This is a genomic window from Paraniabella hibiscisoli, assembly GCF_022512515.1.
GTDB classification, from domain to species: Bacteria; Bacteroidota; Bacteroidia; order Chitinophagales; family Chitinophagaceae; genus Niabella; species Niabella hibiscisoli.
Map to the genome: position 1 here is coordinate 1,241,929 of NZ_JAKWBK010000001.1, position 13,002 is coordinate 1,254,930.

At 40.8% G+C, this 13,002-nt stretch carries 14 protein-coding genes and 3 pseudogenes; 9 read left to right on the forward strand and 8 right to left on the reverse strand.

Annotation, left to right across the window (positions count from 1 at the left end; translation table 11 throughout):
• Positions 1-184 precede the first annotated feature (184 nt).
• Both MKP07_RS43660 and MKP07_RS42255 read left to right on the forward strand, forming a co-directional pair.
• Positions 185-502, forward strand: a pseudogene (locus MKP07_RS43660) (hypothetical protein); the annotation flags it as partial.
• Positions 468-1,045, forward strand: a pseudogene (locus MKP07_RS42255) (dienelactone hydrolase family protein). The pseudogenes MKP07_RS43660 and MKP07_RS42255, both read left to right, overlap by 35 nt.
• A gap of 34 nt (positions 1,046-1,079) precedes the next feature.
• Here the strand turns inward: MKP07_RS42255 and asnS are convergent.
• Both asnS and MKP07_RS08080 read right to left on the reverse strand, forming a co-directional pair.
• On the reverse strand, positions 1,080-2,528 hold the full coding sequence (gene asnS, locus MKP07_RS08075; protein ID WP_240846556.1) for an asparagine--tRNA ligase: 1,449 nt from the start codon (positions 2,526-2,528) through the stop codon (positions 1,080-1,082).
• Positions 2,529-2,615: 87 nt separating this feature from the next.
• Positions 2,616-2,780 (reverse strand): hypothetical protein, encoded by a 165-nt coding sequence (locus MKP07_RS08080; protein WP_240851117.1) that lies wholly within the window; start codon positions 2,778-2,780, stop codon positions 2,616-2,618.
• 58 nt (positions 2,781-2,838) lie between these two features.
• On the opposite strand from MKP07_RS08080, the gene MKP07_RS37950 reads away from it, so the two are divergent.
• The 6 genes from MKP07_RS37950 to MKP07_RS08100 all read left to right on the forward strand — a co-directional run bounded on the left by MKP07_RS37950 (position 2,839) and on the right by MKP07_RS08100 (position 6,902).
• Positions 2,839-3,330: a CapA family protein gene (locus tag MKP07_RS37950; RefSeq protein ID WP_394803542.1), complete on the forward strand. Its 492-nt coding sequence runs from the start codon at positions 2,839-2,841 to the stop codon at positions 3,328-3,330.
• Positions 3,331-3,377: 47 nt separating this feature from the next.
• Entirely contained in the window at positions 3,378-3,581 is a 204-nt protein-coding gene (locus MKP07_RS37955) for a CapA family protein (protein ID WP_262919201.1), read from the forward strand.
• Positions 3,582-3,919: 338 nt separating this feature from the next.
• On the forward strand, positions 3,920-4,276 hold the full coding sequence (locus MKP07_RS08090) for a Rho termination factor N-terminal domain-containing protein (protein ID WP_240846558.1): 357 nt from the start codon (positions 3,920-3,922) through the stop codon (positions 4,274-4,276).
• On the forward strand, positions 4,255-4,692 hold the full coding sequence (locus tag MKP07_RS43665) for a hypothetical protein (protein ID WP_449588842.1): 438 nt from the start codon (positions 4,255-4,257) through the stop codon (positions 4,690-4,692). The genes MKP07_RS08090 and MKP07_RS43665 overlap by 22 nt, the downstream gene beginning before the upstream one ends.
• 31 nt (positions 4,693-4,723) lie before the next feature.
• Positions 4,724-5,620 (forward strand): transcription termination factor Rho, encoded by an 897-nt coding sequence (rho, locus tag MKP07_RS08095; protein WP_449589532.1) that lies wholly within the window; start codon positions 4,724-4,726, stop codon positions 5,618-5,620.
• A gap of 76 nt (positions 5,621-5,696) precedes the next feature.
• Positions 5,697-6,902, forward strand: coding sequence for an MFS transporter (locus MKP07_RS08100; RefSeq protein WP_240846560.1), 1,206 nt, complete (start codon positions 5,697-5,699; stop codon positions 6,900-6,902).
• A gap of 117 nt (positions 6,903-7,019) precedes the next feature.
• Here MKP07_RS08100 and MKP07_RS42260 read toward each other — a convergent pair whose 3' ends face one another.
• Both MKP07_RS42260 and MKP07_RS42265 read right to left on the reverse strand, forming a co-directional pair.
• The gene (locus tag MKP07_RS42260; RefSeq protein ID WP_394803638.1) at positions 7,020-7,661 is read right to left on the reverse strand and encodes an alpha-L-arabinofuranosidase C-terminal domain-containing protein; all 642 of its coding nucleotides are present in this window, start codon (positions 7,659-7,661) and stop codon (positions 7,020-7,022) included.
• Positions 7,662-8,812: pseudogene (locus MKP07_RS42265) on the reverse strand (alpha-L-arabinofuranosidase C-terminal domain-containing protein); the annotation flags it as partial.
• Between the two features lie 337 nt (positions 8,813-9,149).
• On the opposite strand from MKP07_RS42265, the gene MKP07_RS08115 reads away from it, so the two are divergent.
• Positions 9,150-9,863, forward strand: coding sequence for an NUDIX hydrolase (locus MKP07_RS08115; protein WP_240846567.1), 714 nt, complete (start codon positions 9,150-9,152; stop codon positions 9,861-9,863).
• A gap of 61 nt (positions 9,864-9,924) precedes the next feature.
• Here the strand turns inward: MKP07_RS08115 and MKP07_RS08120 are convergent, their stop codons facing one another.
• The 4 genes from MKP07_RS08120 to MKP07_RS37970 are packed head-to-tail and all read right to left on the reverse strand — an operon-like array spanning position 9,925 to position 12,430.
• On the reverse strand, positions 9,925-10,242 hold the full coding sequence (locus MKP07_RS08120) for a hypothetical protein (RefSeq protein ID WP_240846570.1): 318 nt from the start codon (positions 10,240-10,242) through the stop codon (positions 9,925-9,927).
• 46 nt (positions 10,243-10,288) lie between these two features.
• Positions 10,289-11,143 carry a S46 family peptidase gene (locus tag MKP07_RS37960; RefSeq protein WP_262919202.1) on the reverse strand — a complete coding sequence of 285 codons (855 nt, stop codon included), beginning with the start codon at positions 11,141-11,143 and terminating at the stop codon, positions 10,289-10,291.
• Between the two features lie 17 nt (positions 11,144-11,160).
• On the reverse strand, positions 11,161-11,886 hold the full coding sequence (locus MKP07_RS37965; RefSeq protein WP_262919648.1) for a S46 family peptidase: 726 nt from the start codon (positions 11,884-11,886) through the stop codon (positions 11,161-11,163).
• A 16-nt stretch (positions 11,887-11,902) separates the two neighbouring features.
• Positions 11,903-12,430 (reverse strand): S46 family peptidase, encoded by a 528-nt coding sequence (locus MKP07_RS37970; protein ID WP_262919203.1) that lies wholly within the window; start codon positions 12,428-12,430, stop codon positions 11,903-11,905.
• Positions 12,431-13,002 lie beyond the last annotated feature (572 nt).

Consider the following 13,002-nt stretch of genomic DNA (forward strand, 5'->3'; position numbering starts at 1 on the left):
AATTTTACGGGTAAGTTATAAAAAATTGTCGGGGTTGGCCTGATCAACCGTTTGCTCAAGCTCTTTTTTCGGAACATCTATATTATTTAAACAGGTTCCCGATGAATAAAGACTTCGGGGTCTTAAAGAAATGCAATAAATTTATAGTCCCTAAAACTCATCCTATGTCTGTAAAAAAGAAGATGTTCAGCAAGCCGTTTTTGATCTTTATGATGATTATGCCCACAACCGTATCAACCGTCGCGACTTCGTACAAAAGCTCTCGATCTATGCAGTGGGAGGATTGACCGTTACTTCGCTTATGAGTTTCTTAATGCCGGATTACAAGGGGCAGGTACAGATTGCTCCTGAAGATGCACGCGTTAAGTCTGAATATATTGAATATAAATCTCCCAAAGGAGGTGGTACCATCAAAGGGTTGCTTTGCATGCCAGCCGATAACAAAAAAACTGGGTGGGATAGTGGTAGTGCACGAAAACAGGGGACTAAACCCGCATATTGAAGATGTAGCCCGGCGCGCGGCCCTGGCGGGTTTTATTGCTTTAGCACCCGATGCGCTTACGCCATTAGGTGGCTACCCAGGTACCGATGATGCCGGGCGCGAACTACAGGCCAAACGGAACAGAAACGAAATGTTGGAAGATTTTATAGCTGCTTATGATTACCTGAAAAATAATCAGCACTGTAATGGGAAAGTAGGTGTGGTGGGTTTTTGTTTCGGTGGATGGATCGCCAATATGATGGCAGTAAGAATTAGTACGCTAAACGCAGCTGTTCCTTTTTACGGGGGACAGCCAGCTGCTGAAGATGTTCCAAAAATTAAAGCCCCTTGTTAATTCAGTATGCAGAGCTGGATACCCGTGTAAATGAAGGCTGGCCGGCTTATGAAGCTGCATTGAAAGAAAACAATAAGACCTATACGATGTATATGTATCCCAAAGTGAATCATGGGTTTCATAACGATACAACTCCCCGGTATGATAGGGCGGCTGCAGAGCTTGCCTGGAAAAGAACTGTTGATTTCTTTAAGGATAAATTGAAATAGTCCATGGTCTATTGCCCATGGACTATTGATTTATTTAAAACTCCGCGCTCTTCGGCGTTCTTGGGAAAGCAATTACATCGCGAATATTGCTCATACCCGTAACAAACTGTATCATCCTCTCAAAGCCTAATCCAAATCCGGCGTGAGGTACTGTACCAAAGCGGCGGGTATCCACGTACCACCACATTTCCTCCATAGGAATGTTCATCGCCTTCATTTTTTCGAGCAACACATCCAATCTTTCTTCTCTTTGAGAGCCTCCCACAATTTCACCAATGCCGGGTGCCAGGATATCCATTGCTGCCACGGTTTTCCCATCTTCATTCAGCCTCATGTAGAAAGACTTGATCCCCGCAGGATAATCTGTTAGTATTACAGGTTTTTTAAAATGCTTCTCTACCAGGTAACGCTCATGTTCGCTCTGCAGGTCCATACCCCATCCGGTGATAGGGTATTGAAATTTCTTCTTCTTATTGTGATTGCTGTTGGCCAGTATGTCTATCGCTTCAGTATATGTCAATCTTTGAAACTCGTTGTTGATCACAAATTCCAGCTTTTCGATTAATCCCATTTCGCTGCGCTTGTCCTGCGGTAATTGCTTTTCTTCTTCTGCCAGTCTTGTTGCCAAAAAGTCAAGGTCTTCGCGGTTGTTCTCCAAAACATATCGAATGATGTACTTGATGAACTCCTCGGCAAGATTGGCATTGTCCTCCAGGTCATAAAAAGCCATTTCCGGCTCGATCATCCAGAACTCTGCCAGGTGGCGCGCCGTATTACTGTTCTCTGCCCTGAAAGTAGGACCAAAAGTATAAATTTCACCAAACGCTGTTGCCCCCAATTCACCCTCTAACTGACCACTCACCGTAAGATTGGTCGATCTTCCAAAGAAATCTTCTTTAAAGTTGACAGATCCATCTTCATTTCTGGGCGTATTTTCAAAAGGCAGGGTCGTTACCCTGAACATTTCCCCGGCGCCTTCGGCATCACTCGCCGTAACAATCGGCGTATGTAAATACACAAAGCCTTTGTCATTAAAAAATTTGTGCACCGCAAAAGCCAGGGCATGCCTGGTACGAAAAACAGATGCGAATGTGTTCGTTCTAAAACGCAGGTGCGCCTTTTCTCTTAAAAACTCCAGGGAGTGCTTTTTAGGCTGCAGCGGGTAAACCTCCGCATCGCTATCTCCCAGTATTTCAATAGAAGCTGCTTTCAACTCCATAGTCTGCCCCTTTCCTAAAGAAGCAACAATAGCTCCCGTTACTTTTAAAGAAGCAGACGTGGTGATCCTTTTCAAAAGCGATTCGTCAAACTTTCCAAGCTCGGCCACAACCTGCAAATTGGTATTCGTGCTTCCGTCATTTAAAGCTATAAACTGGTTGTTACGAAATGTACGTACCCAACCCATTACCGTTACCTCCTGCTCCCGATAGCTTTCGGGATCCTGCGCCAAAAGCGTTTTAATTTTGATCCTTTTGTTAAACATCTCACTTTATTTAGGGTTGCAAAGATAAGATGAGCAGCCCGTATCCCTGTTTCTGAGATAAAATGCCGGAAAATTTTGCGTTTCTTCCTACAGAAAATATCCGGCAGATACAGTTCTGTCGTAATTTTGCATCGCTGTTATGAGGAACGCTGCTTTTTTACTGTCAATTTTTTTGTGGTGCTCCTGCTCACAATACCCCAAAGCGCCCATTGCTGCTGCGGCAAAACCCAGCCAGGAAAGGGATTCGCTCATTAGTATTATTGCAGTAGGGGATATGATGTTAGGTAGCAATTATCCAAATTCAAAGAGATTGCCAGGCCGGAATATCCTTCACAGGTTAAAAGATACGCTTCAGGATGCAGACATCACCATCGGCAACCTGGAAGGCGTTATTGCAGACTCCACTACGATTACCAAAAAATGTAAAACGGGTAATAATTGCCATGCTTTTAGAATGCCTCCTCATTTTGCGGCTTACTTCAAAGACGCCGGTTTTGACTTTTTGAGCATTGCTAACAATCATAGCGGCGATTTTGGAGACGAAGGCATTGTACAAACCAAAAAAGCATTAGAAGATCAGGGTATCGCATTTTCTGGTCTTAAAAATGATTGTGAAATTGCCTTATTGCAAAAAGGCAGTTCAACACTGGCTTTTATTGGTGTAGGGCACGGCGGCCGGCATGTTTACATTAATGATTATAAGAAAATAAGCACCGTTATAAAAGAAGCCAAAGAGGTGGCAGACATTTTAATTATATTTTTTCATGGGGGGCAGAAGGGGCTCATGCTGAAGCCGTACTGAGAAAGCAGGAAACCAGCTTTAATGAAAGCCGTGGTAATGTATATGAAATGGCGCACCATTGTATTGATGAAGGGGCCGACCTGGTAATCGGTAGCGGGCCTCATGTTACCCGGGGAATGGAAATTTATAAAAACAAGCTGATTGCTTATAGCCTGGGAAACTTTGCTACTTATGGTAATATGTCCTTACACGGACCCATGGGTTATGCGCCATTGCTGAAGATTTACCTGAATAAAAAGGAAACTTCGTAAAAGGTTCTGTTGTTCCCGTTATACAAAAACCGGGAAATCCGATGTACCCGGCCGCTGATACTGAAAGGAATGCAATCACCAAACTTCAGTTTTTAAGTACCCGGGACTTTCCTTCCAGTGTGTTAAACATCGATAGTGAAGGATTTTTAACAATTAAAAATTTTTGAAGGTTGTCGATTTCTCCCTAATTTCGCAAAAGAAATGACCCGAAGGCTTGTGATCATCTCTGCTAATTATTGATTTTCATTTCAATAAGCGTTCACCAAAAAACAATTTCAATCATTTTTTTTGTTAATCAGCATGCTAAAGCCGGTATTTGATTAATTAAGATTACCCTTATGTATGATATTTTACAATTGAACGACATGCTCGTTCCGGAACTGTTGGATATTGCCGAGCAGTTAAATATTCCTGATGCGAAGAAATTAGATAAGCAAACCCTTGTTTACCAAATTTTAGATAACCAGGCAATTGCAGGGTCTAAAACCGCCTCCACGGATGCTAAACCTAAGAGAAAACGTATTGTTAAAGCCACCACCTCTATCGGAACCGAAGAAGCTTTTGTTGAAGACGATGGAACTGAAGAAAAAGAGGAAAAGTCTAAAGGAACTTCTTCTGACAAAGCTAAAGCCCCGGCTAAAAAAGCCAAAGCTGCAGCTAAAAAGAAAAAGCTGTGTCTAAAAAAGATGATGTAGCTGAAACAGGAGATCTTTTTGATGAAGATAAAGGAGTGGAAGAGTATACTGAAGAATCTGCTGGTGATAAAGATGAGTTTAGCCTCGACCCGGCTACTGCTTCTTTTATTGAGCTGGCATTTAAAGCCACAGAGAAATTTGCCAACCCGGCACCTGTTGTAATAGATGAGCCTGTTGTTAAAAGTTTCACACCAAGAAAAGAAAAAGAAACAGCTTTTAACGTAGAATTCGATGGTGTTATTTTAAGTGAGGGCGTTTTGGAAATGATGCCTGATGGTTATGGGTTTTTAAGATCCTCAGACTACAACTATCTTTCCAGCCCTGATGATGTATATGTATCTCCATCGCAGATAAAACTGTTTGGTTTAAAAACGGCGATACGGTTCATGGAGCCGTACGTCCCCCCGCGAAGGTGAAAAATATTTTGCGCTGTTAAAAGTTGATACGATCAATGGTAAAAGTCCTGAAGAAGTGCGCGACCGGGTACCATTCGACTATCTAACTCCTTTATTCCCGTACGAGAAACTGAACCTGTTCACACGTCCGTCAGATCTGTCAACCCGTATCATCGACTTATTCACACCGATCGGTAAAGGTCAGCGTGGTTTGATCGTAGCACAACCGAAAACCGGTAAAACGATGTTGTTGAAAGCTGTAGCTAATGCTATTGCCGAAAACCATCCCGAGTGTTACCTGATGGTAGTACTGGTAGATGAAAGACCGGAAGAGGTTACTGATATGGAAAGAAGCGTAAAAGCAGAAGTAATCGCTTCCACCTTTGATGAGCCTGCTGAAAAGCACGTTAAAGTATCTACAGTAGCCCTGCAAAAAGCAAAAAGGCTGGTAGAATGCGGACATGATGTAATTATTCTTTTAGATTCTATCACACGTTTGGCCCGTGCACACAATACTGTATCTCCCGCATCTGGTAAAGTGTTAAGTGGTGGTGTTGAAGCCAATGCGATGCAAAAAAAACCTAAACAGTTTTTTGGGGCTGCCCGTAAAATTGAAAATGGTGGTTCATTAACCATTTTGGCTACAGCGTTGATCGATACCGGAAGTAAAATGGACGAGGTGATCTTTGAAGAATTTAAAGGTACCGGTAACATGGAGCTTCAGCTGGATAGAAGATTAGCCAACAAACGTGTTTACCCGGCTATTGACCTGACCGCTTCGTCTACACGCCGTGATGATCTGTTATTAGACAGGGATGTGCTGCAAAGAATGAACTTACTGCGCGTTTACCTGGCTGAAATGAAAACAGAAGAGGCAATGTCGGAATTACTGAAGCGCATGAAAGGAACCAAAAGCAATGAAGAATTTTTGGCGAGTATGAACTCTTAATTATAAAACATTTATAGTTAAAGCCCGGTACCGTCAACGTACCGGGCTTTTTTAATGCCGTAGAAAAACCACTAAAATGAAAACAAGGAAATTTTTTAATTTATATATAGACTCTTACCGGGGTTTATCCACTCCTGCCTGGATGCTGGCCCTGGTAATGTTGATCAACAGAACCGGCGCTATGGTGCTACCCTTTATGGCCATCTATATGCGCGACCACCTGCATTTTTCGCTAGAACAAGCCGGTATTGTTTTGAGCTTTTTTGGACTTGGTTCTTTGCTGGGAAATATTGCCGGTGGTTGGCTCACCGATAAGTTTGGCAGCTTCAAAGTGCAATGCCTCAGCTTATTCCTGGCAGCACCCCTGTACGTTTTAATCGGAAAGCTTCATACAGTAGAAGCACTGTCTGCAGGGATTTTTATACTATCATTTATTGCAGACCTGTTTAGGCCGGCCAATTCTGCAGCAATTACCAGTTATGCCAAACCGGAGAATATTACCCGCGCTTTTTCATTAAACAGAATGGCTATTAATCTTGGGTTTTCCTTCGGTCCTTTTTTGGGTGGTTTGATGGCTGCTATTTCTTATGATCTGCTGTTTTGGGGTAATGCCATTGGGTGTTTTATAGCAGCCATACTTTTTTACAGCTATTTTAATAACAGGCGGGGCAGCAATAATAAGCCTGTTGTAACAGTGGCGCCCAAAGAAAACAATACCCGGCATTCTTCCGCATATAAAGACGTTCCTTACTTATTTTTCGCTTTTATCTGTATGCTATATTTTATCCCTTTCTGCCAATTGCTCAATGCAATGCCTCTATTTTTCGACGAAAAAGCAGGCATGAGTAAAGAAGCTATTGGCACATTGATGGGCTATAGTGGGTTTATTATTGTATTAACAGAAATGGTAATCGTGAGTTTGGTTCAAAAACGCTTTTCTATTTACAACAGTATTATACTGGGTACTTTGTTTATTATTCCCGGGTTTTTAATTTACTTGCTTACTACAGAGTTGTGGGCTTTATACCTGGCTATTTCACTAATCAGTTTGTCTGAAATATTGGTACTGCCCTTTACTTCTACTGTTGGTGCCTTGCGCGCAGGATCTAATAATAAGGGATCTTATATGGCGCTGAACTCACTTGGATTCTCTATGGCTTTTATTATTACGCCATTTCTGTCAACAAAAATAATAGAGTCGTATGGATATTACTATTTATGGCTGACCGATGTGCTGTTTATTGTTGCGGCGCTTGCAGGTTTTATTCTTATAAAAAGATGATGCCCCTGAAAGAATACCGGATCGATGCCACAGAAAGTAAAGAGCGGCACTTGAGAAAGCCTGCTAAAACAGAAACCCGCGCCAGTAGACGCGGGTTTCTGTTGTTCTATAAATTGATTACGAGTATTTAATCCTGATCACATTAAAGGAATATCCCTTTACAGTTATTTCCTGTTTTTTATCCGAGATTTTAATTTTATTTTCTTTTGGCGCTACAGCTTCCGGTTCAGCAATTGTATTGATCTTATTGAGATCATCATTTTGTAAAATGGTATGAACTGCAGTACCGGCCAGTTTTTTTACGCCTTCAAAATTCAATGCAATTTTTTGTTCGCCAGGTAGCGCATTCACCACCTTAACGATAATCTCTTTTGATCTGGCGTCGATCGCAGCCGTGGCGTATAAGCTGTCTTTACCATCTATAATTTTGCTATCTCTTTGAATGGGTATCACTTCTGTACCCTTGTTCAAAGAATACAGCTTTTGTACATAATAACTGGGCGATCCTATTATTTGAAGATTATTCAACCATATTAGATCCGGCGCCCACTGCCATCCATCGTAATGTGCAAATAGTGGTGCATAAGATGCCATTTGAACCACGTCAGCATTGCGTTCCAGGCCTGTTAAAAATGCAGCTTCAGAAAGAGCGGCCTGCCAGTTACTTTTTACAGCCCCGTTGGTGTTGGGTACATGTGAAGCATACTCGCCGGCAAAAACCTTCGACCCGTTTCTTGGGTAGTTATCATAGCGGTTGATATTGCTGAAAAAGAACTGGGGAGGACGATAATAGTGTTCATCTATAAAATCGGTATTAATTGCGCGTAGCTCCGTATTCAATAAATTAAACCTATCACCTACGGGGTCTGTGCCCGAACTGGCGATTAGTTTTATTTCAGGATACTTTTCTTTTAACACTTTTTGAAAAACTTTGAAGCGCTCCAGGTATTGTGGTCCCCAATTCTCATTACCCACACCCAGCATTTTCAAATGAAAGGGTTCAGGATGTCCCATGTCGGCACGCAGTTTTCCCCATTTGGTAGTAATAGCACCATTGGCAAATTCTATTAAATCTAAAGCATCATCTATGTAAGGCTGTATCTGATCCAATGGTACTACTTCGCCCGAATTAAACTGGCAGGCCATACCGCAATTTAAAATGGGGAGCGGCTCAGCGCCTACATCGGAACACAGCTGAAAGTATTCAAAAAGCCCAGTCCAAATGTTTGAAAATAATCCGGTGCTGGGCGATGAGCAAATTCTGTGTTCCAGCGGTTAATTATTAATTGCCTTTCCTCAAGCGGTCCCACCGTCTTTTTCCACTGGTATCGCTGTGCCAGATCAAACCCTTCCACAATGCAGCCTCCGGGGAAACGTATAAAGCCAGGTTTCATATCAGCCAGCATTTGCACCATATCAGCTCTCATACCACCCGGGCGATTTTTCCAGGTATCTCCCGGAAAAAGAGAAATCATGTCAAGGTCGATAACACCATTGCCTTCAAAAACCAGTCGCATCGAACCTTTTTCCTCCGTTTGATTGGCAGAAAAACTGGCAGCCATTTTTGACCAGTCTTTCTTTTCGCCGGGAACTATTTCGGTGCTACCTATAATTTCTTTATTAGCATTCAGCAGTTCGACATGCATTTTTACCTTGCCGGATACCATCTTGTACAAAACAGAAAAATCATAACGCAGCCCTTTCTTAATCCCCATTCCTCTAAATCCTTCGTTGGTTAAAGAAAGTGTGCCCTTGTTCCGGTTATTTACGGTTACCCTTACAAAGCGGGGATTGGAATTATAAATACCTGTACGATTTTGAATCAGTACAACACCCTCCTCAACCGGCTGCTGATCTACCTTCCATCCCATCAACGGCCTGGTAAACTCGAAAGAACGGTTTTTAACCATTTCAGCATAAATGCCTCCATCTGCGCCAAAATTAATGTCCTCAAAAAAACACCCCACATGGTAGACTGGATCGGGGCGATGGGTTTATTTACCGAAACAACAAAAGTCTTATCCTGGGCCTGTGTGTAAACCCCGGTTATTAATACCAGTAGCAGAAAAACATTTCTAAGCATTTGTGGTTTTGTTTTTAGAGATGATGCAAATCTTTATTTTAGCGCAAACGCAATTCGTTAAACAAGTGGATCAAATTTAATTGTTTTTATGACAAATAAAATCATTTATTTTTGTCTTTTATTTTTACTTTCATATTCTTTATAACCTTTAATCCATTCAAGCTTTGACTAAGGAGAAAAGATATCAGCACATCACCAAGTTTACCGTAGCTGTAGACTGTATTGTTTTTGGCTTTGATGGAACAAGGCTAAAAATTTTATTGGTAAAACGTGGGCTAGAGCCAGAAAAAGGTAAGTGGAGTTTAATGGGTGGTTTTGTAAACGACAGTGAAAGCACAGACACAGCAGCCAATCGTATTTTAAAAAGCCTGACTGGTTTAGAAGGGATTTACCTGGAGCAGTACCATACATTTTCTTCCCCTGACAGGGATCCGGTGCAGAGAACCATCTCTGTTGCTTATTTTGCGCTGATTGACATCAACAAGTACCAGGAGTCCATCAATACTGATTTTGAAGCGCAATGGTTTAATATCAAAGAGTTTCCGCAGTTAATTTTTGACCATAACGATATGGTGCACCTGGCACAGAAAAAACTACAATACAAAGCAGCTTCTCACACCATTTTGTTTGAACTATTGCCAGAGAAGTTTACGCTTCCTTTATTGCAAAGTTTATTTGAAGATGTTTTTAATACAAGTTTCGATAAAGGTAATTTCAGTCGCAAGATGTTATCTACCAAACTCCTGATCAAACAAAAGGAAAAAGATAAAAGCAACTCTAAAAAAGGCGCTTTTTATTATAAGCTGGATAAAAAGCATTACCAGGAAAACCTGCACAAGATTTTAAAGCTGATCCCTAATCCAAACCAGATTTTATAAGTTATTATAAAAGAAAAAGGAAGCCGGCCGGCTTCCTTTTTGATATAGTACAGCACTACGACTAACTCTTCGGTGGTTCCGTTTCAGTATCTGTTGCCGCTGTTGTGGATTCTTTATTACCAAAAATATCATTCATCCATTTTTCGGCTCCGGGAAAATGCTCTTTAATAGCATCGGTTCCTTTAGTAGTCAGTTCAGAAAAATAGTCTTTTGCCTGCCCTGCAGTTTTTACGGCATCTTCTTTTAGGTTGTTGGCTTTCTCTTTTAAATTGGCCATCATTTTTTCCTTTTCTTCATCACTCATGCTGGCGTATTTACCAGCGGCTAGTCCGGCAAGGGCACCCAGGATAAAAGTTGCAATGTGTTTATTGTTTACCATAGTTGTACTTTTTAGTTTTTCTTAAAGTTAGCGAAATTTTCCGGGCTTACTTTTTTGGATACACCAACTTCATTTCTTTTACCAAATGCCCTGCTCCTGCAAACTTATCCACGATAAACAGCACATATCTGATGTCCACCATAATATTCCTGCAAATAGAAGGATCATAATTCACATCGCTCATAGTGCCTTCCCAAACCCGGTCAAAGTTTAAGCCTACCAGGTTTCCATACGCATCCAGTGCCGGACTGCCGCTATTGCCTCCGGTGGTATGATTGGATGCTATAAAACAAACCGGCATCTTTCCATTCACTCCATATTTTCCGTAATCTTTCTTTTTATACAGTTCCTGTAATTTTTCAGGTACATCAAATTCGTAATCTCCTGGTTTATATTTCTCCATGAGCCCATCCATGTAGGTATAGTATTCATATTTTTTTCCGGTGGGGAGGAATAACCATTTACATTTCCAAAAGCTACTCTTAAGGTGCTGTTGGCATCGGGGGTAAAAAGTCTTATCGGTAAATACTTCCATCTGTGCTTTCATATACTGCCTTTGTAGCTGGTTGATGGATGTCTGTATTTTATTTAGTTCAGGCGCTACCTCATTGTCATATAAATTAGAAATAGACAAAACCAATTGGGCACCCTCATCGGTAGCCAATGCTTCAAATAATTTTTCGGGTTGGGTATTCAACAGCTCCTTTATTTTTTGTTGATTGGCAAAAAGGCTTTTCCCATATAATTCATTGGCCCAGACTTTATAATCTTTAAATTTTGCATACTCCTCTTTTGCCCGCGGTGCGATATACTCAGATGGTTGTTCGAGGTATAATTTCATCATGGCGGAAAAGATGTCTTTATCCACCGTAATGTTCATTTCCTTTAAATAATTGTCCATCCACTTAATTTCTGCTATCAGCGCTTCAGCGTACTCGGGTTTATTTTTTTGGAATTTAAAGCCCGAATTCTTTGTACCACATTGAATAACTCAATTTTGCTGGTCGTTTCAAGATAATAATCGCGCGTTAGCGCGAAATTTTTTATCTTTTTATAGGCCTCATTGAGCTGGTTGAGCACATTACCGTAGTTGGCTTTCAAAGCGGGGTTATTATTTAATAACCGGCTATACTCGGCTTCATAGTTTTGTTTTTTGGCTAAGGCATTGGTATTCGTCAATCCTAAAACCTCTCCCTGCCATTTTTTCCAGGCATTGCTGATGCTGGCATACTTGGAAGCATACTGAATTTTAATAGCTTCATCCGAACGCATATATTGATCAATAACGGCCAGGGCCTTATCTCTTATCGAAATTTTAGCCGGATCATTTACCGTCATTATCTGGTTAACTGCTTCGCTAGGTAAATATTCTGTAGTACGCCCGGGGAAACCAAAAACCATCGTAAAATCACCTTCCTTCATTCCATTCATGGCAATGGATAATGACTTTTTAGGTTTATACGGCACATTTTCGGGCGAATAAGCTGCCGGTTTATTGTCTTTGCCTGCATAAATCCTGAACATACTAAAATCACCGGTATGTCTTGGCCACATCCAGTTATCAGTATCTTTTCCAAAATTACCTATGGAAGATGGCGGCGCACCCACTAGACGTACATCATTATAAGTTTCTGTTACAAACAGGTAGTATTTATTACCATCAAAAAAGGCCGGATAAAGGCGCCCTCGTAAGCTTCTTTTTTACTTCGTTCAGCCTTTGTTTGGCATTTTTATCTACCAATGACTGGCGCATGTTTTCAGCCAGGGAATTATTCACATTTTTCAACACGGCATCCGTCACATCTTCTATTCTTACAATAAAAGTTACAAATAAACCGGCGTTGGGTAATTCTTCGGCATTAGACTTCGCCCAAAATCCGTCTCTTATAAAATTATGGTCGAGTGTAGAATGATTCTGGATGGCGTCAAACCCGCAATGGTGATTGGTTAGCACCAAACCCTGATCTGAAATAACCTCACCGGTACAAAAGCCTCCAAAACTTACAATTGCATCTTTAAGGCTTCCTTTATTCACATTATATATATCACTGGCATCCATTTTCATACCCAGCGACTTCATTCGTTTTTCATTTAAGGCGTCCAGCAGCTGTGGCAACCACATTCCTTCATCTGCTTTAGCAAAAAAGGAAAATAACAGAACATAAAAAATAAAAATTAACTTCTTCATACTAACTTTTTTTGAAAATTTTACCTGCTTATCAACAGGAAGGTCGTTGTACACAACCAGGTTACAGGATTAAAATTAAAAGATGTCTTGCAGCAGGCAACAGGCATAAAGCGACCATTTTTGAAACACTCAGTATTGAAAGAACGGTGTTTATGCCACTATTTCTCCCCAAAGATATGTGAATAGGCCTTCAAAAATGTGGATATCCCCCTGTGGAACGTTTATATGAAATGTGATTATTAGGTCGTAAAAAGTGGACTGCGCTATGAGCCCCGAGAAAAAGTGAGTTACCGTAAAATTATACCTCAGATATTAACACAATGTAAAATTAAAATGAACCGGAATTTTATTAAGAATACATAATCCACATTTTTGTGTATAACAGGGCTAAAATGAGGGCAGGCACCAAATGCCTATGTTAATTACTATTGATTTCCTGTGGAAAACAATAAACTTCTAATTTTGTAATAAATGTGAATTACGAGTTATCCACTAATTCACAATGCTAATAATAATAAGTTTTCTTTTTAAAATAATATATATAATTATTATTAGGATAAAAGGGAAGAGAA